This is a genomic window from Microbacterium sp. NPDC086615, from assembly GCF_040686055.1.
Lineage (GTDB): Bacteria > Actinomycetota > Actinomycetes > Actinomycetales > Microbacteriaceae > Microbacterium.
Genome location: NZ_JBFBJJ010000009.1, coordinates 97,158 through 122,258 on the forward strand (window position 1 = coordinate 97,158; position 25,101 = coordinate 122,258).

Here is a 25,101-nt window from a genome sequence, read left to right on the forward strand (position 1 = left end):
CGACGAGGATGGCCCTAGATCGAGGACTCGTCGCGGCAGCTAAGAAGAAGCAGACCACCGAAGCGCATTCTGCGATCGTACCAGCCCGGCGCGGGGCCGTTCACTCCCCCGTCGCCCATTCGCGCGACAGGATGCCGAAGTCCACTTCATCGCTCCATCGGCCCTTGAACCACTCGTTCTCGACGAGGTGGGCCTCGCGACGCATTCCCACGCGCTCCGCGAGGGCGAGCGAGCGCGCATTGTCGGCGTCGATGCGGGCGACCAGGCGGCGAAGCCCGTAGACCCCGAAAGCGATGTCGATCAGGGCTCGCACCGCCTCGGTCGCGAGGCCTCGACCGGATGCCGCCGGGCTCACGACCCAGCCGATTTCGGCCGACCCGGCTTCAAGGTCGAGGTGGAAGATCACGAGATCGCCGATGACCGTACCATCGGCGACGTGTTCGATCGCGAGGACGACCCCGCCGCGTTCACCTTCGAGACTGGTTCCCCCGAAGAGGTGGCCGATCCGTCCGCGGATGTCCTCCGCCGTCTGCGGCTCGAAGGGCAGGAAGCGGCACACGTCCGCGTCCCCGCGGTAGCGCACCATCGCCTCGAGGTCGCCGTCGACGACCGGTCGCAACCGCACCCGCTCACGCACGACCTCGAGTCGCTCGGGCGCCGGGGGCAGGACGAACGGCGACCCGGTCACGGGATCAGCGCCACCTTGCCGCCCGGGTGACCCGTCATGACGAATCGGACGGCCTCGACGGCGTCGGCGAGCGGGTACGTGCGCGCGAGGGGCACTTCCAGGGCACCGGATGCCGCGAGCTCCAGAACCCGCGCGCGAGCGATGTCGCGGAACCGGGCACTCTCGGGCCGCGCTCCGGCGATCCAGAGAAAGCCGTCGCTCTTCGCTCGTTCGGGGTTGACGATCGTGACGATCCGGTCGCGCTCGGCGACGAGGGCGAGAGAGACGTCGATCGCTTCGTCGGTGCCGACCGCGTCCCACGCCGCCACGATGGGCGCCCCGCCCGCGGCGTCTTCCACGCGCGCGCGCAACCCGTCGCCGTACGCGACGGGGATACCGCCGTACCGACGGACGCGCTCGGCCGAGTCGGCGGCATCCGGACCCACCGTCCCGATCACGTGCACGCCGAGATCGCGCGCCTGCTGGAGCAGGCTCACGCCCACGGCACCCGAGGCGGCGTGCAGCAGCACCGTGTCGCCGGTCACGACCTGGGTCACCTGGATCATCTCGGCGGCGGTGGTTCCGGCGAGCAGCAGATTCGCGGCTTCGGGGTGTGAGAGGGTCGACGGCTTCGCGAACACATCGCGCGCCGGCACGGTGATCTCCGTCGCGTACGCGCCCTGAACACGGAACGCGACGACCTCGTCGCCGACGGCGAGCTCACCGGAACCGCCGAGGGCGTCGGGACCGATCGCGAGGACCTCACCCGAGAGTTCGTATCCGATCGGAACCGGGAACGTCGTTCCGGGACGCGCGTGCGCGACGTGCTTGGCATCCGCGGGATTGACGCCGGCAGCGTGCACCCGAAGGGTCACCTCGCCGGGGCCGGGCGGGGCCACGTCGACCTCGTCGAAGCTCCACGTGTCGATCGGTCCCGGAGCCGAAGCCGTCCACCTTCTCGCCATGATCGCGCCTTTCGTCGTGGATGTCGGCGGACTCAGAAACCGAGTCGGCCGAGCTGCTTCGCGTCGCGCTGCCACTCTTTCGCGACCCGCACGTGCAGCGACAGGTAGACGCGGCCGCCGACGAGCGGTTCGATGCCCGCCCGTGCCCGGGCGCCGACGTCGGCGAGACGCGTGCCCTTGCGGCCGATGATGATCGCCTTCTGGCTGTCGCGCTCGACGATGATGTTGGCCCACACGTCGGTGAGATCGCTGCCCTCACGGGGAGCGACATCGTCGATCGTCACAGCGATCGAGTGGGGCAGCTCGTCGCGCACACCGTGCAGGGCCGCCTCGCGGATGATCTCGGCGATGCGGTCCTCGAGGGTCTCATCCGTCGTGATGTCGTCGTCGTAGAGGGCAGGGCCTTCGGGCATGAGGGCGAGCAGTTCGTCGCTCAGCACGTCGAGCTGATCGTTCGTGACCGCCGACAGAGGGATCACCGCGGCCCAGTCCTCGCGGAGCGAATCCACCTCGACGAGGCGCTCGGTGATCTGGTCGCGCGTCGCGGCATCCGTCTTGGTGACCAACGCGACCTTCTTCGCGCGCGGATAGCCCGACAGAGACTCCGCGATCCGTCGGTCGCCGGGGCCGACCTTCTCGGTCGCGGGCGCGCAGAACGCGATGACGTCGACGTCGCCCAGCACCTGTTCGACGAGATCGTTCAGGCGCTGGCCCAGAAGGGTGCGAGGGCGGTGGATGCCAGGGGTGTCGACGACCACGAGCTGACCGCCGGGACGGTTCACGATCCCGCGGATCGCCCGCCGGGTTGTCTGCGGCTTGTCGCTGGTGATGGCGACCTTCTCGCCGACCAGGGCATTGGTCAGCGTCGACTTGCCGACGTTGGGTCGCCCCACGAACGTCACGAAGCCGGATCGGGTGTCGCTCATCTGTCGTTCCTCTCGCGCGCGGTGTCCGCGTCGGTGTCGTCGTCCGGGGTTTCGGCTCGCTCCACGATGACCGTGGCGATGCCGCGGTTGCGTCCGCGCGAGGCTCCCCCGGTCATCACGAGGCCCGAGTGCTCGGCGGTTGCGCCGGGCTGCGGGATGCGGCCGAGCGCCTTGCCCAGCAGACCGCCGATCGAGTCGACGTCTTCGTCGTCGAGCTCGAGGCCGAACAAGTCGCCGACCTCGTCGAGTCCGAGCCGTGCGTTCACACGGTAGCGGCCGTCTTCGAGGGGGACGACCTCGGTCGACGGGGCGTCGTACTCGTCGGAGATCTCGCCCACGAGCTCTTCGATGAGGTCTTCGAGGGTGACGAGGCCGGAGATCCCGCCGTACTCGTCGACGGCGAGACACACGTGGACGGCGTCGCGCTTCATCTGCTGCAGGAGCGTCTCTGCCTTCATCGACTCGGGCACGAACACGGCCGGGCGGGCGATGCGTCGGATCGGGGCGTCACGCCAGCCCGCCTCGTCGCGGAAGCCGAACTGCACCAGGTCTTTCAGGTACAGCATGCCCACGACGTCGTCGGCCTCGTCATCGGCGAGGGGAACGCGGGACACGCCCTTCTCGAGGAACAGGGCCAGGGCTTCGCGCGAGGTGGCCGCGGCATCGACGGTCACCATGTCGGTCCGCGGCACCATCACCTCGCGGACGTAGCGGTCGGTGAAGTCGAACACCGAGTGGATCAGCTCGCGGTCGTCTTCTTCGATGAGCTCGTTCTCGGCGGCCTCGTCGATGATGCTGAGCAGCTGCTCCTCGGACGCGAACGAGGTCGACTGCGACAGACCCGGCGTGACCCGGTTGCTGACCGACACCAGGCCGTGCGCGAGGGGACCGAGGATGATGCGCATCCCCCGGATGAGCGGGGCTCCGCCGGTCAGCAGACCGCGTGCGTGCTGCCGGCCCACCGAGCGGGGGCTCGCGCCGACCGCCACGAACGAGATGCCGGTCATCAGCACCGCGGCCGCGGCGACCGCCAGCCAGATGTTGTCGAGAAGCAGCATGAAGGCCGCAGTCACGAGCACCGCCGCGGTGGTCTCGGCGAGCACCCGGATGAACCCGACGGCGGTGATGTGCGCACTCGTGTCGTCGGCGATGCGCTGCAGGGCCCGGGCGTTTCGGCCGGACGCGCCCAGCTCCAGGAGATCGGTACGCGAGGTGACGCCGAGGGCTGCCTCGGACGCCGCCATCAAGCCGCCGAAGGCGACGAGAAGCAGCGCAGCGACGAGAAGGAGGGCCTCGGTCATGCGTGGCGGCGGCGCTCGACGGCCTGGAAACCGCTGATGAGCTCGCGCTGCAGGCCGAACATCTCGCGCTCCTCGTCGGGCTCGGCGTGATCGAAACCGAGCAGGTGGAGCAGGCCGTGCGTGGTGAGCAGGATCAGTTCGTCCTGGGTGGAGTGCTTGGCCGTCACAGCCTGCGCCTCGGCCACCGACGGGCACAGGACGATGTCGCCGAGCAGGCCGGCCGGGGTCGGGGCGTCTTCTGAGCCGGGCCGGAGCTCGTCCATCGGGAAGCTCAGGACGTCGGTGGGGCCGGGTTCGTCCATCCACTGCACGTGCAGCGACTCCATCGCGCCCTCGTCGACGAGCACGATGGCGACGTCGGCGTCGGCGCTCACGTGGAGCTCGGCGAGGTTGTACTCCATCAGACGCAGAAGGACCTGCTCGTCGATGTCGTAGCCGGATTCGTTGTTGATCTCGATCGTCATGAACGGTTTCGTCTCGGGAGGTGATCGCGGGGACCCGCGGCCCGGGGGCCGCGTCGCTCCGCACGGTTGGCGAACTCGGTGGCCTCGTCGCGCTCGCGTCGCGCGACCAGCCTCTTCTCGTCGTACTCGCTGTACGCGTCGACGATGCGACCCACGAGCGTGTGACGCACGACGTCGTCGCTCGTCAGGTAAGCGAAGTGGATGTCGTCGATGTTGCTCAGCACCCGCGTCACCAGGCGCAGACCCGAGGCCCCCTGCGGGAGGTCGATCTGGGTGATGTCACCCGTGACGACCATGCGCGTGCCGAAGCCGAGACGCGTGAGGAACATCTTCATCTGCTCGGGCGTGGTGTTCTGCGCCTCGTCGAGCACCACGAACGAGTCGTTCAGGGTGCGCCCGCGCATGTACGCCAGCGGCGCGACCTCTATGGTGCCCGTCGCCATGAGCTTGGGGACGATGTCGGGGTCCATCATCTCGTTGAGTGCGTCGTAGAGCGGCCGGAGATAGGGGTCGATCTTGTCGGTCAGCGTCCCCGGCAGAAAGCCCAGACGCTCCCCCGCCTCGACGGCCGGGCGGGTGAGGATGATGCGGCTGACCTCTTTGCGCTGCAGCGCCTGCACGGCCTTCGCCATCGCGAGGTAGGTCTTGCCCGTCCCGGCGGGACCGATGCCGAACACGATGGTGTTCTCTTCGATCGCGTCGACGTAGGCCTTCTGCCCGGCGGTCTTCGGGCGGATGACCTTGCCGCGCGACGACAGGATCGCCTCGCCCATCACCTCGGACGGACGGGGACCGCCGTCGGAGCGCAGCATGCGGTTCGAACTCGACACGTCGGCCGGGTCGAGCCCCTGGCCGGAGCGCGTCATCGCGAGCAGCTCGTCGACGAGGCCGCGCGCCGCGCGCACGGCGCCCGGAGCCCCGGACAGCGTGACCTCGTTGCCGCGCACGTGCACGTCGACGTCGGGGTGCTCTTTCTCGACCACGCGCAGGAGACGATCCTGCGGGCCGAGGAGTTGCACCATGGCGACGCCATCGACCTCGATGCGGTCGACGACGTGTTCTTCGGGGGAATCAGCCACCCAGGCTCTTTTCGTTCAGGCCGCCCGCGAGGACGTGGGCGTGCACATGGAAGACGGTCTGACCGGCACCCTCGCCGGTGTTGAAGATGAGACGGAAATCTCCGTCGGCGTGCTCGGCGGCCACCGTGTTGGCCAGCCCGATGACTTCGCTCAGGAGGTCGGGGTCGCCCGCCGCGAGCTCGACCACGTTCCGGTATTCGGCGGTCTTCGGGATGACGAGCAGATGCACCGGCGCCTGCGGAGCGATATCGCGGATCGCGAAGACGTTCTCCGTCTCGGCCACGATCTCGGCCGGGATCTCGCCCTGCAGGATGCGCGTGAAAACGGAGGGTTCGCTCATGGCATCCAGTCTATCGACGGCCTCCGACACCGGGGCGGACCGATCCCACCTCCCCACGGCGCGCGACCGGCTTCCGGCGTTTGGGGCGCATTTCACCGTTTGGGGCGTGAACTACCGCGCCCCAAACGGAAGAACGCGCCCCAAACCAGGGACGCGCCCCGCTCACCAGCGACCGTGCGCCGCCGAGAGCACCGAGATCGCCGCGGCCCCCGCGGTGGAGGTGCGCAAGACCGTGTCGCCGAGCCGCACGAGCCGTGCGCCGGCGTCCGCGAGCGCCGAGAGCTCCTCGGGGGCAATCCCGCCCTCGGGGCCGACCACGAGCACGACGTCGCGACCGTCCGACGCCTCCGTCGCGGCGGCGGTGAGGCGAGCGGATGCCGACGGCTCGAGCACCAGCACCTGCGACGTCGCGGCGAGCCGGACGAGATCCGCTGTGCGCGCCACGCCCTCGACCTCGGGGATCCAGGCGCGATGCGCCTGCTTCGCGGCCTCACGCACAATGGTCCGCCAGCGGGCGAGGCCCTTTTCGGCCTTGGCATCCCAGCGCGACACGCTCCGAGAGGCCTGCCAGGGCACGATGGCGTCGACGCCGAGTTCGGTGGCCGCCTGGACCGCGAGCTCGTCGCGGTCGCCCTTGGCGAGCGCCTGGACGAGGACGAAGCGCGGACTCGGCGCGGGCACCTCGTCGCGGCCGGTGACCCGGACGTCGACCTGCTTCGGCGACGCCCCGGTCACGAGGCCCGAGAGCCACGTCCCCCGCCCATCCCCCAGCGTCACGGCTTCGTCGACGCGCACCCGACGCACCGCGGCCGCGTGGTGCGCCTCAGAGCCGGTGAGTTCGACGATGTCACCGAGCTGAGCGGATGCCGCCTCGTCGGTGACGAAATGCAGAGCCACGGTCAGTGCCGGAAACGATCGCGGAACTTCGCGAACATGCCCTGCTGGTGCTCGGCCAGGCGGGGCTTCGGGGCCCTCGTCCGCTTCGCGAACTCCTCGATGAGGGCGCGCTCCTTGTGATCGAGGCGCGTCGGGGTGACCACCTGCACGCCCACCTTGAGGTCGCCGCGCTGGCTTCCGCGCAGCGGGGTGATGCCGCGGTTCTTGATCGTCAGCACGTCGCCCGACTGGACGCCGGGACGCACTTCGAGGTCGACGGTCCCGTCGAGCGACTCGATCGTCGTGGTCGTGCCGAGGATGGCGTCCGGCATCGAGACCTCAAGCGTGGCGAGCAGGTCGTCACCCTCGCGGCTGAAGGCCTCGTGCGCCTCGACGGTGACCTCGATGTACAGGTCGCCGTTGGGGCCGCCGGCGGGACCCACCTCGCCCGAGCCCGGGAGCTGCAGACGCAGACCCGATTCGACGCCGGCGGGGATGTCGACGGAGACGGTGCGGCGCGCGCGAACGCGTCCCTGGCCCTGGCAGGTGTTGCACGGGTAGGGAATGGTCGTGCCGTGACCCTGGCAGACGTTGCAGGGCTGGCTGGTGACGACATTGCCGAGGAGGCTGCGGACCGTGCGCTGCACGTGGCCCGAGCCGTGGCAGATGTCGCACGTGACCTCGCTCGTGCCCGGAGCCGTGCACGCGCCCTGGCACGTCTCGCACAGCACGGCGGTGTCGACCTCGAGGTCGCGATGCACGCCGAACACGACATCGCCGAGGCTGAGGGTCACGCGCACGAGCGCGTCCTGACCGCGCTCACGCCGTGAACGGGGCCTCGGCCCGCGGCCCCCGCCGCCCTGAGCTCCGCCGAAGAAGGTCTCGAAGATGTCGCTGAAACCGCCGAAGCCGCCCGCTCCCCCGCCGCCGAAGGGGTTCTGGTCGCCGCCCATGTCGTAGCGACGGCGCTGCTCGGGGTCGCTGAGCACGTCGTAAGCGTGCGTGACGAGCTTGAAGCGCTCGGACGCGTCTTCTCCGGGGTTCACGTCGGGGTGCAGTTGGCGCGCCAGGCGTCGGTACGCCTTCTTGATGTCTTCGGGGCTGGCGTCGCGCTCGACGCCCAGGACCTCGTAGTGGTCAGCCACAGTCGCCTTCCTGCCCGCTTGCGCGGGATCGTTCTCGGTGGGGTGCTCGTCGCGGGGGGTTCGTCGCGCTCGTCGTCAGCGGGAACTGTCGTCGTCTTCGAGCATCCGGGTCAGATAGTGCGCGACGGCGCGGACCGCCGCGAGGTTGGAGGAGTAGTCCATGCGGGTGGGGCCGAGCAGACCCACCCGCGCGCCGCCGGCGGAGCCGTCGTACCGGCTCGCGAGGACGGACGCCTCGATGAGACCGAACGGCTCGTTCTCGCGGCCGATGCTGGCCGAGAGGCCCTTGTCGTCCGCGACCATCTCGCTCATGAGGCGCAGGAGCGTCACCTGCTCCTCGATGGCCTCGAGCAGCGGGTAGATGCTGCCACGGAAGTCCTGCTCGCGCTTGGCGAGGGTCGCCGCTCCCGCCATCACGAGGCGATCCTGGCGGAACTCCTCGAGCTCTTCGCCCACCACGCGCAGTACCGCGTCGGCGATCGCGTCGATGGCGACGCCCGGGCGCGGTCCGTCGGCGAGGGCGTCGGCCACTCGCTGGACGCTGTCGGCGACGCTCCGCCCGACCAGCACGGCACCCACCCGCGCGCGCAGCTGCACGATCTCGGGCTCGGCGGGTTCGGCCGGGACGAGCGCGATCCGCTGCGAGACGCGCCCGGTGTCGGTGACGAGGATGACGAGCACGCGCGGCCCGCCGAGCGCGACGAGCTCGACGTGAGTGACGTTCGCCCGCGCGAACGACGGGTACTGCACGATCGCGACCTGACCGGTCAACTGCGTCAGTGCGCGCACCGTCCGCGCGAGCAGGTCGTCGAGGTCGCCCGCCTGGTCGAGGAACGAGGTGATCGCGCTGCGCTGGGCACTCGAGAGCGGGCGCAGCTCGGCGAGGTGGTCGACGAAGACCCGATACCCCTTGTCCGTGGGGACGCGGCCCGAGGAGGTGTGCGGCGCGACGATGAGCTCTTCGTCTTCGAGCAGCGCCATGTCGTTGCGGATGGTCGCGGCCGACACCCCGAACGCGTGACGATCGACGATGGCCTTGCTGCCGACCGGCTCGCGTGTGTCGACGTAGTCCTGCACGATCGCGCGGAGCACCTGAAGGCCGCGTTCCGACACCATGAGCTGCTCCTCCCGTTTGGCACTCCGAAGTCGTGAGTGCCAATTCTACGGGATCGGCGCGCGTCGTCGCCGGGGGCTCGCGGATGCCGTGGACTCGGCCCGACTGCGGGCAGCGTCAGGCGGTGAGGGCCCGTACGACGGCATCCGCGAGGAGGCGCCCGCGCCGGGTGAGGACGATGCGCCCGCGCACGGCATCCGGACCCTCGACGAGACCGTCGGCGATGAGGGAGGCCACGGCCTTGCGGCCCTCGCCGTGCAGCTCCGACACCGCCAGACCCTCGCGGATCCGGCTGCGCAGCAGCACAGATTCGAGACGCCGAGCCGTTTCGTCGGGCCGCTCTCGCGCAGCGGCGGGCGACTCGTCGGCGGCCAGACGCTGCGCGTACGCGGCCGGGTGCTTGACGTTCCACCAGCGGAGTCCCGCGACGTGGCTGTGGGCACCGGGGCCGAAGCCCCACCAGTCGGTCCCCCGCCAGTACGCGAGATTGTGCCGCGAACGGTGGGCGACGCCCCGCGACCAGTTCGACACCTCGTACCAGTCGTACCCGGCGGCGGCGAGCACCTCGTCGGCGAGCTCGTACATGTCGGCCTGCAGGTCGTCATCCGGCATGGCGACCGCGCCCGAGCGGATCTGTCGCGCGAGCTTCGTGCCGTCTTCGACGATGAGGGCGTAGGCCGAGATGTGGTCGGGCTCGAGGACCGAGGCCGCTTCGAGCGATGCGCGCCAATCGTCGAGAGACTCCCCCGGTGCGCCGTAGATGAGGTCGAGCGAGACATCGAGGCCGGCTCGGCGGGCGGACGCGACTGCGGTCGCGACATTCGCGGGGTTGTGCGTCCGGTCAAGAGCCGCCAGGACGTGCGGTCGAGCCGACTGCATTCCGACCGACACGCGGGTCACTCCGGCGGCCGCCAGCGTCTCCATCACGGCATCGTCGACCGTGTCGGGGTTGGCCTCCACGGTGATCTCGGCGCCGTCGGTGATGCCGAACTCCGTGCGTACCGCGTCGAGCATCCGCGCGAGGTCGCCGGGCGGCAGCAGGGTCGGCGTGCCTCCCCCGAAGAACACCGTGGATGCCATGCGGCGGGGGCCCGCGGCATCCATCACCCTGCCCGCCAGGCGCACCTCGGCCGCGAGTGTGTCGGCGAAGTCGTCTTGCCGCGCTCCGCGGAGCTCGCTCGCGGTGTAGGTGTTGAAGTCGCAGTATCCGCAGCGAACGCGGCAGAACGGCACGTGCAGGTAGACGCCGAAGTCCGTCGTCGGATCGATCGTCAGGTCGTCGGGCAATCGCCCATCGGCGGGAGCGGGGTCTCCGAGGGGAAGGGGTCCGCCCATCAGGACGTGTACAGCGGAGAGATCGCGCGCAGGTACTGCGTGAAGAGCGCCCGCCGACGGCGGCGGAGGCGGCTCGTGAACAGACGGTACGAGGGCACGGTCGGCCGGTCGAACGCGCGGACCACAAACCACACCTCGTCGTTGTCGCGCCACTCGACGATGAAAAGCTCCTCGCCGCTCACGTTCGAGTGCCCGACGGTGCCGAGGATGAAGCCGACGCGCCGGGGCTCTTCGAAGACCGAGATGACGCGCAGCTCGGCGTCGGCGCGGTGCCCGTCGACCTTGCCGTGCAGGCGTACTCCCGTACCGGGGCTGACGAACGGCGTGCCGTCGGCGGCGAAGCGCTGCTCGGGCTCGAGGCTGCTCGGAGCGATGGGTGCCCCGTCGGCGTCGAACCCCACGCCGGAGTATCCGCCTCCGGATGCCGGACGCACATCGCTGATGCTCAGATCGCCCGAACGCAGCGGAGCCCACGACAGCAGCAGTTCGCTGGCCGCGGCGAAGCGCTCCTCGCCGCTGCCGATCCGCCACGCGTCTTCGGCGGGGACCGAGTGCTCCGGCGGGTACTGCATCAGGTCGTGCGCCTGGGTGGCGCCGACGGCGGCGTAGTCGACCGTGTCATCGGTGAAGTTCTGCCGACGCATGATGCCTCCCGTTCTACTTCTTGGCCTCGACGTCTCCCGACAGGGCGGCGATGAACGCCTCCTGCGGCACCTCGACCCGGCCCACCATCTTCATGCGCTTCTTGCCCTCTTTCTGCTTTTCGAGGAGCTTGCGCTTTCGGGTGATGTCACCGCCGTAGCACTTGGCGAGGACGTCTTTACGGATGGCGCGGATCGTCTCGCGCGCGATGATGCGCGCGCCGATCGCGGCCTGGATGGGCACCTCGAACTGCTGGCGCGGGATGAGCTTGCGCAGGCGCTCGGCCATGAGAGTGCCGTACGCGTAGGCCTTCTCGCGGTGGACGATCGAGCTGAACGCGTCGACCTTCTCGCCCTGGAGCAGGATGTCGACCTTCACGAGGTCGGCGGTCTGCTGACCGGCCGGTTCGTAGTCGAGGCTCGCGTAGCCCTGCGTGCGGGACTTGAGGTGATCGAAGAAGTCGAACACGATCTCGCCGAGGGGCATGTGGTAGCGCAGCTCGACGCGGTCTTCGCTGAGGTACTCCATACCGAGCAGGGTTCCGCGGCGCGACTGGCAGAGCTCCATGACCGTGCCGACGTAGTCCTTCGGGAGCAGGATGCCGACCTTGACGATCGGCTCCGACACCGAGGCCACGCGACCGTCGGGGTACTCGCTGGGGTTCGTGACGGAGACCGTGTCGCCGGTGTCGGTGGTCACCTCGTACGTGACCGAGGGAGCCGTGGTGATGAGGTCGAGACCGAACTCGCGCGAGAGGCGCTCGGTGATGATCTCGAGGTGGAGCAGGCCGAGGAAGCCGCAGCGGAACCCGAAGCCGAGGGCGACCGAGGTCTCGGGCTCGTACTGCAGCGAGGCGTCCGAGAGTTTCAGCTTGTCGAGCGCTTCGCGCAGCTCCGCGTAGTCACTGCCGTCGATCGGGTAGATGCCCGAGAACACCATGGGCTTCGGGTCGGTGTAGCCGGCCAGGGCTTCGGTCGCGGGCTTGCGCTGGTTGGTGATCGTGTCGCCGACCTTCGACTGGCGGACGTCCTTCACACCCGTGATGAGGTAGCCCACCTCGCCCACCCCGAGACCCTTGGTCGGGATCGGCTCGGGGCTCGAGACACCGATCTCGAGGAGTTCGTGTGTCGCCGTGGTCGACATCATCTGGATGCGCTCGCGCGGCGACAGGGCACCGTCGACCATGCGGACGTAGGTGACGACGCCGCGGTACGCGTCGTAGACGGAGTCGAAGATCATCGCGCGAGCGGGTGCGTCGGCCTTGCCGACCGGTGCCGGGATCTTCTCGACGATGAGGTCGAGGAGGTCCTCGACGCCCATGCCGGTCTTGCCGCTCACGCGCAGCACGTCTTCGGGCTTGCCGCCGATGAGTCCGGCCAGCTCGGCCGCGTACTTGTCGGGGTCGGCCGCCGGGAGATCGATCTTGTTCAGCACCGGGATGATCGTCAGATCGTTCTCGAGCGCGAGGTAGAGGTTGGCGAGCGTCTGGGCCTCGATGCCCTGCGCCGCGTCGACGAGCAGGATCGCGCCCTCGCACGCGGCGAGCGAGCGACTGACCTCGTAGGTGAAGTCGACGTGCCCGGGCGTGTCGATCATGTTCAGGGCGAACGTCTGCTCGGGTCCCTGAGCCTGTCGAAGGGCCCACGGCATCCGGACCGCTTGCGACTTGATCGTGATGCCGCGCTCGCGCTCGATGTCCATGCGGTCGAGGTACTGCGCGCGCATGTCGCGGTCGGCGACGACGCCGGTGATCTGCAGCATGCGGTCGGCCAACGTCGACTTGCCGTGGTCGATGTGAGCGATGATGCAGAAGTTGCGGATCTGCTCCGGCGGGGTGGCAGACGGCTCGAGGGGCTTCAGGGCGCGCGGTGACATGTTCCGTCAATTCTACGGGGGTGCGCCGACATCACCGTCCGCGGTCGCTTTTACAGTGGATGCCATGACGGTCCAGGTCGTGCTCGTGCACGGCATCCGCACGTCGGCGACGATGTGGCGGGCGCAGGTCGAATACCTCGAGAATCGCGGCAACCCCGTGGCGGCCGTCGACTTGCCGGGGCACGGCGCCCGGCGGGGCGAGGAGTTCACCCTCGACGAGGCGTTCGCCACGATCGATCGGGCGGTTCGGGATGCCGCGACCCGCGGCCCCGTGCTGCTCGTCGGGCATTCGATGGGAGGGCTGCTCTCCATCGAGTACGTCGGGCGGGAGGACCCTCCGCCGGTCGCGGCGTTCATCGCGGCATCCTGCACCTCGATCCCCCGCGGTGTGGGGCTCGCGGCGTACCGCTTCCTCGCGCGACGGTTCGACAGCCTCCCGGACCGGGGTCTCGGTCTCACCAACCGCGTGCTCGATCGGACGCTGCCGCCCGAGACCCGGCCGGACTTCGGCGCGGGCGGGTACGCGTTCGACGCGCAGGACACGGCCCTGGCGTCTCTGTCGGTGCTCGACCTGTTGGCATCCGTTCGTCGGATCCGGGTTCCGCTGTGGTTCATCAACGGGCAGTGGGATCAGCTGCGCGTGAACGAGAGGCTGTTCGTGTCGCTCGCCCCGCACGCGGAGCTGATCGTGGTGCCGCGGACCACGCACCTCGTGACGGCGATGAGGCCGCGGGTGTTCAACGCGCTGCTGGAGGTGGCGCTCACCACGATCGAGGCGTCGACCTGATAAGCTTGGCGCTTGGCTTGCGTGTGGGGTTTTTCCCGACCTCCACGACCGCCGGTGCAGCGTCCCTCTACCGCTCGCCCGGCACTTCCAACACTCACTCAAACGAAAGACCGTCGACGTGGCGAACATCAAGTCGCAGATCAAGCGCAACAAGACCAACGAGAAGGCGCGCGAGCGCAACAAGGCCGTCAAGAGCGAGCTGAAGACGCACGTGCGTCGCACCCGCGAGGCCGTCCTGGCCGGTGACAAGGAAGCCGCCGAGAAGGCGCTCGCCACCGCGACCAAGAAGCTCGACAAGGCCGTGAGCAAGGGTGTCATCCACTCGAACCAGGCCGCGAACCGCAAGTCGGCCATCGCGAAGTCGGTCGCCGCTCTCTGAGCCGCCGTACCTCGACAGCCCGTCCCGCATCCGCGGGGCGGGCTTTGTCGTTTCCGGGGTGGGATGCCACACGGGAAGAGGTGCGACGAGAACAGGTGATGCGACGAGAACAGGAGGTTGTGGGCCGCAGCGGCCTGTTTCGGTGGCATCCCCTGTTTTCGTGGCGCGGCCGTGCGCGCGGAGCCTCCGGCCGCGGAGGCAGGACGCGGCGTCGGTCAGTCGCCGTAGGGCGCGCGCGTTGCAATGATCGTGATCATGCGCTCCAGCGCGAACACCGCGTCGCGAGACGCCCCCTTCACCTCGGCGTCGGCGCGCGCGGTCGCGTGGATTGCACGGCCGAGGCTCGCGGCGGTCCAGCCCACGAGGTCGCGGCGGGCGCGGTCGATCTGCCAGTCCTTCATACCGAGACGCTGGGCGAGCTGCGACGACGGTTCGCGCGTACCGGCCACACGCGCCATGGTGCGGAGCTTCATCGCGACCGCGGCGACAAGGGGGACGGGATCGGCTCCGGATGCCAGAGCGTGGCGCAGCGCGAGGAGGGCGGGGCCGTACTGCCCCGCGATCGCGGTGTCGGCGACGGTGAACGCGGAGGTCTCGACGCGGCCGCCGTAGTAACGCTCGACGGTGCGTTCGTCGATGTCGCCCGGGACGTCGGCGATGAGCTGCTGGCACGCGGCCGCGAGCTCGGTGAGGTCGTCGGCGAAGGCCGAGACGAGTGCCCGCAGGGCGACGGGTGCGATGCGCTTGCCCGCGGCCTTGAACTCGCCCACGGCGAAGTCGAAGCGATCGGAGTCGCGCTTGATCGCGGGGCACGCGATCTCGATGCCGCTCCCCTGTCCCGCGCGAATCGCGTCGAGCAGCTTCTTGCCGCGCACGCTCGCCCCCGTGTGGCGGAGCACGACCGTCGCGCCGTCCTGCGGCTGAGCGAGGTACGACACGGCCTCGCTGAGGAAGGTGTCGCTGCACTTCTCGACGCCCCCGACGCGGACGAGACGCGGCTCGCCGAACAGGGATGGCGAGGTGACGGCCAACAGCGTTCCCGCAGCGTAATCGTCGGCGCGTACGTCGGTGACCTCGAGGCTGGGGTCTTCGCTCTTCAGGAACTCCCGGATGCCCGCGGTCGCGCGCTCCGCGCAGACCTCTTCGGGCCCCGAGACGAGAACGATCGGCGCGGGCTGCGGCGTACGCCACGACACCTGCGGGATGGCCGTTTTGGCCTTCGCCGGAGCGGAGCGTCGGGGAGCCGGGGTCACCCCTCCAGCCTACCGACCGGGTCCGACATTGCGGTCGGGATGACTTCTGGGGGTGCGGGATGACGCGCGAGGATGCTTGCTAGTGTGCAGGCCTCGCGGAACCTGACGTCCTCGTGTGCGGAGAATGGGGCCGCTTGTATAGCCGCGGCGCCCGTCGAATTGAAAGAGGCCACATGACAGGAACACGCAATCCCGTCGCACAAGCGCTGGATACCCGCGGGTTCATCCTTGATGACGGCTCTGCTCTGGCGCTTGCGGCACGAGCGATATGGAATCACTGGTGGCAGAGGCATGCCGCATTGACGTTCGCCCAGGCTCGTCTTCGGCTTGACCGCGTTTGCGCGCAGCGACGTCCCCAGGTCTCTCCCTCCTTCAAATGGGCGGGGTCGTCCCGAATCTCGGTCGGCGCCATGGCGTGGTTACGGAACGACCATGTTGTCACTACGCACCCAGACTTCCCTTACCACCACTCGATTCCGGAGTCGGCTGATTACCTGAGAACGTGGTCGAGGTCGGAAGCCGAGGGCGAACTGGAAGCTGCGGATTGGTCGCTGTGGCACCGACCTGGTGGCTGGGTAGGGACGGTGGGTGATAACGGCAACCACCGGTCGTTGCTCGCCGCGGCCGTTGGCGTGCCTCTTGTCCGGGTTCGCCTCACGGACGTGTACACCTGGCATGCGGAGCCAGCGTCCCCGGGCGCAGAGATCCGGCTGGAGGCGCCCCGATGGTCGTGGCAGGCTCGCGCAATCACGCGTTTCTCTCGTCACGGGTTGTGTGTGTCTGATGAGTGGAAGCGAGGGGAAGGCCCCCTAGACGGCGTGAGCCTCCGTCGTATCGACCCGCTTCTTCCTTGGATCTTCGACCGGCGCCGCCGAGATGTGCGCACACGCTTCAAGCACTTCTGCGAACGGTTCGGCTACCGAACGGACGGTGACTGGAGAATGGGAGCCAACGCTCTTGCCGCCGTCCCGCCGAGTTAAAGCCCAGGTGTTCACTCGTCGGACCTGGCTCATGTCTGACCTCCCCGCCTCAACGGTGGCTTCGAGCGCTTCGACGCGGTGACGCGCCGGCCTCCGTGCCGGAGAAGCGAGCACTTGGCTACCCCGGCGGCCATGCACGCCACAGCGTCAGCTGCCCGTCAGTCATGCTGACCGCGAGGTCTCCGTCGGTATCCGTTCGCCCGACCACGACGCCGAGCGCGGTCATCGTCGACAGGAGTGTGGCGGTGGGGTGCCCGTACCGGTTGTCCGCTCCGACGCCGATCAGTCCGACGAGAGGATGCAGGCGCCGGTAGAGCTCCGGATCCTGGTCGGCGCTGCCGTGGTGCGACACCTTCACCACATCGACCCTCGGCACCTCGACCCGCCGGAGCAGGGCGGCCTGCGCGTCTTTGCCCAGGTCGCCGAGAAGCACCGTGCGGGGGAAGTCCGCACCGACGACGTCGAGCGCGACGCTGGCACCGTTGCCGGGCTCGTCGCGCGGCGCCGGGCCGAGGGCCTGCCAGCGGGTCTCCCCCACCCTTCCCGTCGTCCCGGTCGTCGCCTGCTGCAGCTGTGCGCCCGCCGCGGCGAACCGGTCGAGCAGCCGCTGATCCTCGGGGACGTCGACGGGCCCGTGGACGACGAGTGTGGCTCGTCCGACGACGGCCGCGGATCCGCCGATGTGGTCGAGATCGAAGTGCGTGAGCACGACGAGGTCGAGGTGGTCGACACCGAAGGTTCGGAGGCATTGCGCGAGCGGTTCCGGTTCGGGTCCGGTGTCGACGAGCGCCACGGCATTGCCTGAGCGCCACAGCGTCGCATCGCCCTGTCCGACATCGCACATGGCCACATCCCACGTCGTCGGGACCGTGAGCGGCCCGGCGACCGTTCGCAGGGTGGTGTGACCCGCAATCAGACCGACGGTGACGGCGATGACCGCGGTCGCCACGGCGGTCGCTCGTCGAAGCCGGGTCGGTCGGATGAGCGCGACGGCCATCGACGCGCTGACGACCGTCAGCAGCGCCGCGCCGAACGCGCCGTCGGGCCACGGCAGGTTCTGCGCCCCGATACCGCTCGTGGTGTGTGCCACCGCCGCGATCCAGGCCGCGGGGATCCAGGCGAGAGCGGAAAGCCCGTCGCGCAGCCAGGGAAAGGGAGCGATGCAGGCGAGGACGCCCGCGATGGTCGCCGGTGCCGCCGCCGGGTCTGCCACGAGGTTGGCCACGATTCCCAGCAACGGCACGTGGGGATCGATCAGGACGATGAGCGGTCCGCAGGCGAGTTGAGCGGCCGTCGGCACGGCCAACGCGAGGGCGAGGGCGCGCGGCATCCATCGCTCCAAACCGCGCGCTATCGGGCGGGCGAGGACGAGCAGGGCCGCGGTGGCCGCAGCGGACAGAGCGAAGCCGAGGGAGGTGGACAGCCACGGATCGGCGATCATCAGCACCGTCACCGCGGCGGAGAGCACCGCCACTCCCGCAGCGGGGCGGCCGAGGACGAGGGCCAGCAGCGCGATTGCCGCCATGGTCGCCGCGCGAACCACGCTCGGCTCGGGTGTCACCAGCACGACGAAGCCGATCAGAACAACCGACGCCCCGACGACGCGGAGTGCGCGCGGGGCGCCCACCGCTGCAAGGAGGACGAACGCGGCGCCCACGACGAGCGCGCAGTTCGCACCGGAGACGGCCGTGAGGTGAGAGAGGGAGGAGGCGGTCATGGCCGCATCCGTCGCGGGATCGAGGCTCGACGTGTCGCCCACCGCGAGTCCCGGCACGAGACCCGCCCCGGGCTGCGGGAGTCCGCGGGTCGAGGCGACGAGGCCGTCACGCAGCGCTTCGAACCACGCCCAGATACCCTCGGGTGCAGGCGCTTCGACGATCTCCTGCGCGCGGAGGACGAGAATCGCCCTCTCCCCTGGTCTCGGCGGGACCGCTCGTCCGGTGAAGCGGATCACGCTGCCAAGACCGGATGCCGCGACCTCGGCGCGACCGCCCGTATCCACGCCGACACGGGTCGGGATGGCACCGGTCACCGTGACGGTTCCCGCCGTGACGCGAGAGGCGACCGCGTCGAACCACGCGCCGCCGTCGCTCGCCCCGGCCACGTGTCCGACGACGGTCAGTTCGACATCGAGCTGACGACCCCCTTCGACCTGCAGGGCGGCGATCTGCGCACGGGCCGGGGCCGCAGCCGTGACGCTGCCACCGGTCGCGGCCGCGCACGCGAGCGCCACCGCGGCGATACCGAGGGCGGGATGCCGAACCCTCAGGAACGCCGCCGCGCACAGGGCAGCGACCACCGCCATCGAGACCATGAGCCCGGCCAGATCCGGCGTCGAGGTCGCCCATCCTGCACCGGCCCACGTCGCGATCGCCACGGCGGCGGGTCGCAGCGCACGGCCCTGCAGGGCCGTCATACCCGCACCAGGTCTCGGAGGCCGTCGAGCATCTTGTCGCCGATGCCCGGCACGGAGCCGAGATCGTCGACGCTGGTGAAGCGGCCGTTCTCCTTCCGCCACGCGATGATGCGGTCGGCGATCGCCGGTCCCACCCGCGGCAGTGCGTCGAGCTCTTCGCGCGTGGCCGTGTTCAGGTCGACGAGGCCTCCTGCGGCGGTGCCGTGGGCGGCACCGGTGCCGTCGTCGGGTGACGCTCCGACAACGGGCACCACGATCTGCTCCCCGTCCGCGACGGGTCGTGCAAGGTTCACCCCGGCGCGCTCCGCGTCGTCCGTGAAGCCGCCTGCCCGGGCGACGGCATCCGCGACCCTGTCCCCCGCGGCGAGGCGATAGAGGCCGGGGGCGCGCACGGCACCCGCGACGTGGACGTACAGACCGGCCTGCGGGGGTGCGAGCGCGGTCGCGAGCGGTGGGGATGCGGCGGACACCTCTTGCGTGCCGGACACGCCTCGCAGCATTCCGATGCCGATCGTGACCGCGAAGACGATCAGGACCAGAGCGATCACGGCCCCGACTCCCAGCCGCCGACGCGCGGCGAGCGCACCCGGTGGGGATTCGAGGGCCTCGGTCACCCGGCAACCCTAGGAAGAGGAAGGAACGGTGCGCGGGCACCTGAGCGTCATCCGTGGATCGTTAGCCTCGAGGCCGAACTGGGGAGGATCCGTTGTGGAGCGGAAGCTCAGACGTGGCGAGGGGTGTGCGTCCCGGACTCCGCCAGCGGGCCCGCCGCGACGGTCTCAGGTCGCGGGCGCATCGGGATTCGTCGACGGACCCACGCTGATGAACGGCACGAAGTACTTCATCAGGGACGTGGGTTCGCGAACGGGTGCGCCCTCGACGCAGATCCAGGCGTGAGCACGGAAGGGATCGATCGCGGCGCCGGCGTGCCATTCGGGCCATCTGCCATAGGTCCAGCAGAACAGCGCGGTCGCCGTCGCGCGATCGAGACAATAGCGTCCCGCGCATCTCCGGCTGACGGAGACGACGGCATCGAGACCGCGCTCGACCAGCGATCGATCGGCGGCTCGCCTCCCCCGCGCGAGTGTCGTGAGCAGGCGTTCGAGTCGATCGGGCTGTTGCCGCACCAGGAAGAAGACGAGGGGAAGCACGAGGAACGCGCGGAGCCGATCGTTCGCCGAAAGACGTTGCCGGGCTTCGAGGGGAACGACGATGTCAGACACGGACGAGTACTCCTTCGGCGGCGAGGTCATCGAGAAGTTGGTGGAGATCGCGCGTGATCTGGGCGGCGTCGACATCCGGATACAGCTTCTGGAGGTGCTCGACGATGCCGTCCACGGGCTCCCCGTCGACCAGGAGGCGGAGGATGCGCGTTCCGGAGGCATTCACCTGGCGGTACTGCCCGGAGCGTCGGCTGAGCAGAACGCCCCCGTGGTTCACTTCCGTGAAGCGGACGTCGTCGGCGAGGTGGTAGGTGTGTGGCATCGTGCTCACCTTTCGTTCACGAGTGTCATCCGATCCGCGGCCCGAAGCCAACGCTCCGCGGCCAGGAGGAATTCGAACGGGAAGAAGTGTTGCGCTTGGGGTTGCATGCTCTGCAGATACGTTTTCAGGCGCTCGACGTCGACCAGTCCGCGTCGGCCGAGGCGGAAGTCGTCGGCCTGGGCCGCGATGGATCTGCGGTGCTCGTTGAACGCGGTGTAGATCAACGAGATGTAATCGCCTTTCGACCGTCGGTCGAGAAAGAGATCGGGGACGACGCCTGCGGCGGCCGCGGCGAGGCCGGGCTTGAAGCGACGGGTGTTCAGACGATCGACCAGGCGCACCTGGAGCGCGAGTTCGATGACCGCGTCATCGAGGAAAGGCGCCTCGTAGCGGACGCCGACCTCACGCGTCTGTTCATCGAGGGCGCGGTGGATCTGACCGTTGCGCGTGATCATTCCGTACGCGACGGCGTCGCTGGCGAATGCGGCATCGAGTTGTGCATCCGCGGTGTTCTCGAGGATCAGATCCTGGACCGCCGACAGCGCGGTGTCCGTGGCCCACGGGGACAGCGAGAACACGACGTCCCACGCGGGTGAGGGCCGCTCGAGCTCCGTCATGCCCAGCGACGCGGTCTCCCGCACGAGCCACGAACGTGGATCGTCCCTGTTGAGCGCGGCGCGAACCGTCTTCGCCAGGGGCCAGCGGTGAAGCGTCGCCATCCCCCGGATCGCCCCGTAGAGCGCCGCGGGTGCCTCGCGTCGCAGGCCGGGGAGGACGGATTCGTCCGGGTAGAAGAGCTCGTCTCCTCCGGAGCCGGCGAGGTGGATCGTGCAGCCGTGCTCGCTGAGACGCTCGGCCATCGCGCGGTGCATTCCCTCCGTGCGGATGGACGGTTCGGGCTCCGCCGCGAACCGCTCGTTCGTGACGTGCCATCCGGCGAACCAGCGCGGGAACTCGTCGTGCGACACGCGGATGTGCCGGCTGCGAAGCGCCCGGGCCGCGGCATCCGCCCACTCGGCGTCGTCGTTCATCTCGACGCTGATGCCGAGGTGCATGGTCGTCAGCTCGCTCGCGTGTTCTCGCGCGAAGAACGCGAGGGAGGTCGAATCCATCCCTCCGGAGAGGTCCGTGCTCAGGGTGGATCTGGCGTGTCGAGCCCGCGCCTCGATGGCGGCGTGAAGCGCCGCGGTCAGAGCCGGCGTGACCTCGTCCTGTGGCACGTGGCGTCGAGGGAGAGCCCACCGTTCGCTCACGTGAAGGGGACCCGTCGTATCCGCACACAGTTGATGGGTCGGCAGCACGTTCTCGATTCCCTGCCAGTAGCTCGCGTCGCCGAGGGGCCAGGGTGCGCGCGGAGCGATGAGGGCGAGCGGCACGCGCTCCTCGCGGAGACGCGGGCGGAACATCTCGATCAGCAGCGCGAGGGAATTGGAAGCGAGCGGGGCGTCCGGGTCGGTGGAGAAGGACAGGCGCCGGAAACTCGACAGCGTCCCGAAAGCCCGCGTGGTTCCGGCGGACGTGGAGACGAGGGTGAAGAACGCCCCGGCGATGCTGCGGTGAATCGTCGTGAAGTCCGGCTCTCGGCCGCCGGCGTCGAGCCACGAGCGGAGCTCCTCATCGCTGCTACCAACGGTGCCGAGAAGAACGACTCGGTAATCCTTGTTCGAGGCCTGGACGATCTCTGCGTCGTCCCAGTCGCCGACGATCCACGGGCGTCCGGAGATATGCGGAACATACTTCGGCAACGCCGCGGAGGGGGCGGGCGCGATGACCTCTCGGTCGGGATAGAGCAGGAAGCGCATGGTGTCGACTCAGATCTGTGGAAGGGAGGGTGGGAGCGGCCACGAGGCGACCGCTCCCACCCGGGAGCAGCGGCGGGTCAGAGCCACCAGCCGAGGACGTCGGTCCAGTAGCCCTGGGACGTGAAGGCGGTGTCCTTGCGGAAGTCGCCCACGACGAGCACCTGAGGCTTCTCGTAGGTTTCGGTCATCTGTCTCACCTCCTCCCCTGCTCGGGAACCACCGCGCGTTGCGGGGAGGGGATGCCGTCGGCGCCCTCGTCGGCGACCGGGACGGTGGCGGGGATGCCGGAGCGCGAGGGCGAACCGCCGTCGGGCCTGAGCCTGCGCCTCAGCGCCGGCAGGACAGCGGGGACGTGGTGGGGACCGCTGCCACGCGGTGTCGCGGGCAGACAGGCGACGGCGACGGCGCCGATCATCACGAGAGCGAACGTCCAGAGTCCGATGGTGACGATGATCCCGACATGGAAGACGATCACGGCGGCCAGCGCCACGCGACGGAGCCTGTCTGTTCCGCACAGGATGATCACACCGACGGCGATCTCGAGCGCGATCGACCCCCAGGCCACAGCGAACGCGAAAGACGGCACCGACATCACGGCGACCCCGAGGTCGCGCACCCAGCCGGCGGCGCCGAACATGTTGTCGCGCAGGACGTAGTACTCCGCGGTGCCCGAGAGCCAGTCGGAACTGGCGAACTTGCCCACACCGGAGTGCAGGTAGATGCCCGCGACCTGGAGGCGCACGGCCCACAGCGCCGCATACGCGACACCGCGCGCCGACGGGCTGAGGGACGATCTCGGCCGCGTCCAATGCCACCAACGGTCGTCGGTCAGGCACATCGGAACGAGCAGCAGCGTGACGACCTTGGCGGCCAGTTCTCCCCCGTCAGGCAGGGCGATGCTGCCGGCGATCGAGAAGGTCACCCAGGCGTGCAGGATTCCGGTCGCGCGGGGAAGGAACCCGGATGCCACGACGACCAGGAGGATCAGCATGATCGCGTGTCTCGTCGAAGGGGCGAGGACATCGCCTCCGAGGCAGTACGCGCTGATCGCCTTCACGCCATCGCAGTATGGAGCGGCGGGCTGATCCCCCACGGGCACGAGAAGCGCACGCGGGTCGGTGAAGGCCAGGAGCACGATCTGGCCCGAGGCGAGAACGGTGCGCGCGACGCCGAACCAGAGGCGACGGTGATCGAACGTCGACAGCGTGGAGAGCAGGCTCATGATCCTCCTCCGTTCGCGGGGCAGACGACATCGACCGGCGCGACCTTGTCGACGATCTGCTCGTCGGCCGAGGGGAAGGTGCGGTAGCTCCAGGGACTCTGCCGTTCCTGCGTGAGGATCACCGACCCGCAGAGCGTCGGCAGGGGGCTCGTGTTGACGAGCTCGATCGGCTCGGCATCGAGATCCATGGCGCAGGAGATTCGCAAGGTCGAGCATTCCCGCCACTGCGTCACGGCGTTGGCCAGGTTCGCGAGCTCCGGTCCCTGTGCCCGCTGGTTCCGCGTGAGACCCCACGCATTCTCGATGCGCGTCTGCGGAGTCGTCAACAGACTGACCGGCGCGGAGCCCGACACCGTCGCGTACGCGCCGAACTGAGTCCCCTGGAGGTCCTTCGTGAAGAAGTTCCACCCCTGCGAGACGAACGCGCTGTAGTTGTTGCGGAAGTCCTGTCCCATACCGAGCGAGATCGTGGTCGGCGGGACCGCGACCAGCACCGACACGAACAGGATGGGGAGCATCACGGCAAGCGTGAGGACGAACGCCACGATGGAACCGCGACCGGCGACGATGTCGTCGACAGAGTCGTCCATGGGCATGCCTCCTTCCAGGGGAGGGGTGCCCGCCCGCGCACGGCGGCGTGGGCGGGCACCGTCGGGGTCACGGCGCGATGGTCGACGCGATCGCCGCTGATGCCTCTTGGCGGGTGAGCCGGTCGTCCGAGGCGAGCGTCGCCGACGGCGTGCTCGGCCCGACGTAGGCCACGATGCGTGTCGACACCACGGCGACGACGAGAGCCACGGCGAGGGCGAGAGGCCAGACCAGGCAGTAGGCGGTAGCCGAGCCGTCGTCGCCCGATCCGACCGTCCAGTCGTCCGAGCTCTTGACGTACTCGATCATCGAGTCGTTGTAGACGGTGAGCGCAGCTTCCACAGCGACCGGGTCGCCGCTCTGCAGCGGCTCCGTCACCTGAGCGTGAAACGCCGGATTGACCTGCGTCACCCCGGCGACGATCTCGTCCACCAGTTCCGCGGGCGGTGCCTCGGCGGCGACGCCGTCATAGCCGAGCTCGGCGATCAGACCCGGGTGCTCGGCATCGATGGTGCCGGCGCCGAAGGCCAGGAATTCGACGACCTCGCGATCGGTGTAGTCACCGGTGGCGACGTTCGCGGCCGCTGACACCGACCCGTCTCGGCTCGAGCTGTCCGCCGAAGCGGCCGTCGTCCCGGCCAGGACAAGGGCTCCGGCGGTGATCGCCACCAGCAGTGGTTTGCCTCTGTTCTTCATGAATGCTCACTTTCCTTGCGAATGATCTGTGTCTCGTGTCGTACGCCGGCCGGCGGGCGTGGCGTCAGAACCACCAGCCCAAGAGGTCGGGCCAGCCGCCGCGACTGGTCAACGCCGTGTCGCGGCGGAAGTCGGCGACGAGCACTGCACAAGGCGCCTCGTAGATGTCGTCCATGGATAATCACCTCCCCCAGGTGATGCGTCGATGGTCAGAACTCGAGACCGTTGCAAGGCTGCGTCGTCGCTCGTCACGAGCGCGCGCGGCACCGCCATCACGCTCGGTGATCCCCCGTCACGAAGCGTGGTCCACGGCGAGCGATCACGCGCGCGGGTTCTCGAGATGATGAGACCGCGGAGCCGCCGCGGTCAGAAGCGGATGAGACGTCGATCTCAGGCCGAGCTGCGCATCCGCTTGTAGTTCCTCCCCGCTCGGTGCGCGGGAACGATCCCCAGAACCGTCCACAGCAGCAGCCACCCCAGCCCCGCCCCGAAGAACGCCGGCGCGATGCTGCTGAGGCCGAGAAGCGTGAGCACAAGAGCAATGACGGCGGCGGCGCTCGTCCCGATGCCGCCGACCGCGGCGAAAGGAGCGGGAGCGCGATTGACCGTCGTCCACGCATCCTTGTCGGACAGCGTCAGCGGCGTCCGATACCCGAAGAGCCAGTTCTGCGGCAGCGTGCCTCGCCAGGAAGCACGAGCCCACCAGAGCGACAGCAGTCCTGCGACCAGCACCAGTAGGGACGCGACAACGATCCCGATCATCT

The 25,101-nt window shown here is 69.3% G+C and carries 26 protein-coding genes; 2 read left to right on the plus strand and 24 right to left on the minus strand.

The annotated features are described in order from the left end of the window. Positions 1–100 precede the first annotated feature (100 nt). The 13 genes from AB0O24_RS10780 to lepA all read right to left on the minus strand — a co-directional run bounded on the left by AB0O24_RS10780 (position 101) and on the right by lepA (position 12,729). Positions 101–688: a GNAT family protein gene (locus AB0O24_RS10780; protein WP_363374780.1), complete on the minus strand. Its 588-nt coding sequence runs from the start codon at positions 686–688 to the stop codon at positions 101–103. Further along, positions 685–1,632 (minus strand): NADP-dependent oxidoreductase, encoded by a 948-nt coding sequence (locus AB0O24_RS10785; protein ID WP_363374783.1) that lies wholly within the window; start codon positions 1,630–1,632, stop codon positions 685–687. Before AB0O24_RS10785 ends, AB0O24_RS10780 begins: the two co-directional genes overlap by 4 nt. 32 nt (positions 1,633–1,664) lie before the next feature. Beyond that, positions 1,665–2,558 (minus strand): GTPase Era, encoded by an 894-nt coding sequence (era, locus tag AB0O24_RS10790; RefSeq protein ID WP_363374785.1) that lies wholly within the window; start codon positions 2,556–2,558, stop codon positions 1,665–1,667. Next, on the minus strand, positions 2,555–3,859 hold the full coding sequence (locus AB0O24_RS10795; RefSeq protein ID WP_363374788.1) for a hemolysin family protein: 1,305 nt from the start codon (positions 3,857–3,859) through the stop codon (positions 2,555–2,557). Before AB0O24_RS10795 ends, era begins: the two co-directional genes overlap by 4 nt. Beyond that, the gene (gene ybeY, locus AB0O24_RS10800; RefSeq protein WP_363374789.1) at positions 3,856–4,323 is read right to left on the minus strand and encodes an rRNA maturation RNase YbeY; all 468 of its coding nucleotides are present in this window, start codon (positions 4,321–4,323) and stop codon (positions 3,856–3,858) included. Before ybeY ends, AB0O24_RS10795 begins: the two co-directional genes overlap by 4 nt. Further along, entirely contained in the window at positions 4,320–5,345 is a 1,026-nt protein-coding gene (locus tag AB0O24_RS10805) for a PhoH family protein (RefSeq protein WP_307387158.1), read from the minus strand. Before AB0O24_RS10805 ends, ybeY begins: the two co-directional genes overlap by 4 nt. A 49-nt stretch (positions 5,346–5,394) precedes the next feature. Beyond that, the gene (locus AB0O24_RS10810) at positions 5,395–5,742 is read right to left on the minus strand and encodes an HIT domain-containing protein (RefSeq protein ID WP_307386232.1); all 348 of its coding nucleotides are present in this window, start codon (positions 5,740–5,742) and stop codon (positions 5,395–5,397) included. 162 nt (positions 5,743–5,904) lie between these two features. Then, complete coding sequence (locus AB0O24_RS10815) at positions 5,905–6,639, minus strand: 16S rRNA (uracil(1498)-N(3))-methyltransferase (protein WP_307386230.1); 735 nt, start codon at positions 6,637–6,639, stop codon at positions 5,905–5,907. Between the two features lie 2 nt (positions 6,640–6,641). After that, entirely contained in the window at positions 6,642–7,763 is a 1,122-nt protein-coding gene (gene dnaJ, locus AB0O24_RS10820; RefSeq protein ID WP_275796598.1) for a molecular chaperone DnaJ, read from the minus strand. A gap of 75 nt (positions 7,764–7,838) precedes the next feature. After that, complete coding sequence (gene hrcA / locus AB0O24_RS10825) at positions 7,839–8,879, minus strand: heat-inducible transcriptional repressor HrcA (protein ID WP_275796596.1); 1,041 nt, start codon at positions 8,877–8,879, stop codon at positions 7,839–7,841. Between the two features lie 115 nt (positions 8,880–8,994). Further along, a complete protein-coding gene (gene hemW, locus AB0O24_RS10830) occupies positions 8,995–10,212 on the minus strand; it encodes a radical SAM family heme chaperone HemW (protein WP_363374793.1) in 1,218 nt (405 codons plus the stop codon). Beyond that, positions 10,212–10,856 carry a DUF1990 family protein gene (locus AB0O24_RS10835; protein ID WP_307386224.1) on the minus strand — a complete coding sequence of 215 codons (645 nt, stop codon included), beginning with the start codon at positions 10,854–10,856 and terminating at the stop codon, positions 10,212–10,214. Before AB0O24_RS10835 ends, hemW begins: the two co-directional genes overlap by 1 nt. A gap of 13 nt (positions 10,857–10,869) precedes the next feature. Continuing rightward, positions 10,870–12,729 (minus strand): translation elongation factor 4, encoded by a 1,860-nt coding sequence (lepA, locus tag AB0O24_RS10840; protein WP_307386222.1) that lies wholly within the window; start codon positions 12,727–12,729, stop codon positions 10,870–10,872. A 64-nt stretch (positions 12,730–12,793) separates the two neighbouring features. On the opposite strand from lepA, the gene AB0O24_RS10845 reads away from it, so the two are divergent. Beyond that, complete coding sequence (locus AB0O24_RS10845; RefSeq protein ID WP_058596305.1) at positions 12,794–13,516, plus strand: alpha/beta hydrolase; 723 nt, start codon at positions 12,794–12,796, stop codon at positions 13,514–13,516. Between the two features lie 118 nt (positions 13,517–13,634). Next, on the plus strand, positions 13,635–13,895 hold the full coding sequence (rpsT, locus tag AB0O24_RS10850; RefSeq protein ID WP_058596304.1) for a 30S ribosomal protein S20: 261 nt from the start codon (positions 13,635–13,637) through the stop codon (positions 13,893–13,895). Between the two features lie 215 nt (positions 13,896–14,110). Here the strand turns inward: rpsT and holA are convergent, their stop codons facing one another. The 11 genes from holA to AB0O24_RS10905 all read right to left on the minus strand — a co-directional run bounded on the left by holA (position 14,111) and on the right by AB0O24_RS10905 (position 25,099). Continuing rightward, positions 14,111–15,148: a DNA polymerase III subunit delta gene (gene holA / locus AB0O24_RS10855; protein ID WP_363374798.1), complete on the minus strand. Its 1,038-nt coding sequence runs from the start codon at positions 15,146–15,148 to the stop codon at positions 14,111–14,113. A 1,098-nt stretch (positions 15,149–16,246) separates the two neighbouring features. Beyond that, on the minus strand, positions 16,247–18,544 hold the full coding sequence (locus AB0O24_RS10860; RefSeq protein WP_363374801.1) for a ComEC/Rec2 family competence protein: 2,298 nt from the start codon (positions 18,542–18,544) through the stop codon (positions 16,247–16,249). Next, a complete protein-coding gene (locus AB0O24_RS10865) occupies positions 18,541–19,158 on the minus strand; it encodes a ComEA family DNA-binding protein (protein WP_058629536.1) in 618 nt (205 codons plus the stop codon). The genes AB0O24_RS10860 and AB0O24_RS10865 overlap by 4 nt, the downstream gene beginning before the upstream one ends. Positions 19,159–19,323: 165 nt before the next feature. After that, positions 19,324–19,767, minus strand: a complete 444-nt coding sequence (locus AB0O24_RS10870) for a lasso peptide biosynthesis B2 protein (protein WP_058626652.1) — start codon at positions 19,765–19,767, stop codon at positions 19,324–19,326. Next, on the minus strand, positions 19,760–20,029 hold the full coding sequence (locus AB0O24_RS10875; RefSeq protein WP_153001381.1) for a PqqD family peptide modification chaperone: 270 nt from the start codon (positions 20,027–20,029) through the stop codon (positions 19,760–19,762). The genes AB0O24_RS10870 and AB0O24_RS10875 overlap by 8 nt, the downstream gene beginning before the upstream one ends. 5 nt (positions 20,030–20,034) lie before the next feature. After that, on the minus strand, positions 20,035–21,831 hold the full coding sequence (locus AB0O24_RS10880; RefSeq protein WP_363374805.1) for an asparagine synthase-related protein: 1,797 nt from the start codon (positions 21,829–21,831) through the stop codon (positions 20,035–20,037). A gap of 77 nt (positions 21,832–21,908) precedes the next feature. Further along, on the minus strand, positions 21,909–22,019 hold the full coding sequence (locus AB0O24_RS10885; protein ID WP_119863578.1) for a lasso RiPP family leader peptide-containing protein: 111 nt from the start codon (positions 22,017–22,019) through the stop codon (positions 21,909–21,911). A gap of 5 nt (positions 22,020–22,024) precedes the next feature. Then, positions 22,025–23,053: a sporulation-delaying protein SdpB family protein gene (locus AB0O24_RS10890; RefSeq protein WP_363374808.1), complete on the minus strand. Its 1,029-nt coding sequence runs from the start codon at positions 23,051–23,053 to the stop codon at positions 22,025–22,027. Then, positions 23,050–23,643 (minus strand): SdpA family antimicrobial peptide system protein, encoded by a 594-nt coding sequence (locus tag AB0O24_RS10895; RefSeq protein ID WP_363374811.1) that lies wholly within the window; start codon positions 23,641–23,643, stop codon positions 23,050–23,052. Before AB0O24_RS10895 ends, AB0O24_RS10890 begins: the two co-directional genes overlap by 4 nt. A 67-nt stretch (positions 23,644–23,710) precedes the next feature. Next, positions 23,711–24,337 carry a hypothetical protein gene (locus AB0O24_RS10900; RefSeq protein ID WP_058629531.1) on the minus strand — a complete coding sequence of 209 codons (627 nt, stop codon included), beginning with the start codon at positions 24,335–24,337 and terminating at the stop codon, positions 23,711–23,713. Between the two features lie 390 nt (positions 24,338–24,727). Next, positions 24,728–25,099 (minus strand): SdpI family protein, encoded by a 372-nt coding sequence (locus tag AB0O24_RS10905; RefSeq protein ID WP_363374813.1) that lies wholly within the window; start codon positions 25,097–25,099, stop codon positions 24,728–24,730. Between the last annotated feature and the right edge of the window lie 2 nt (positions 25,100–25,101).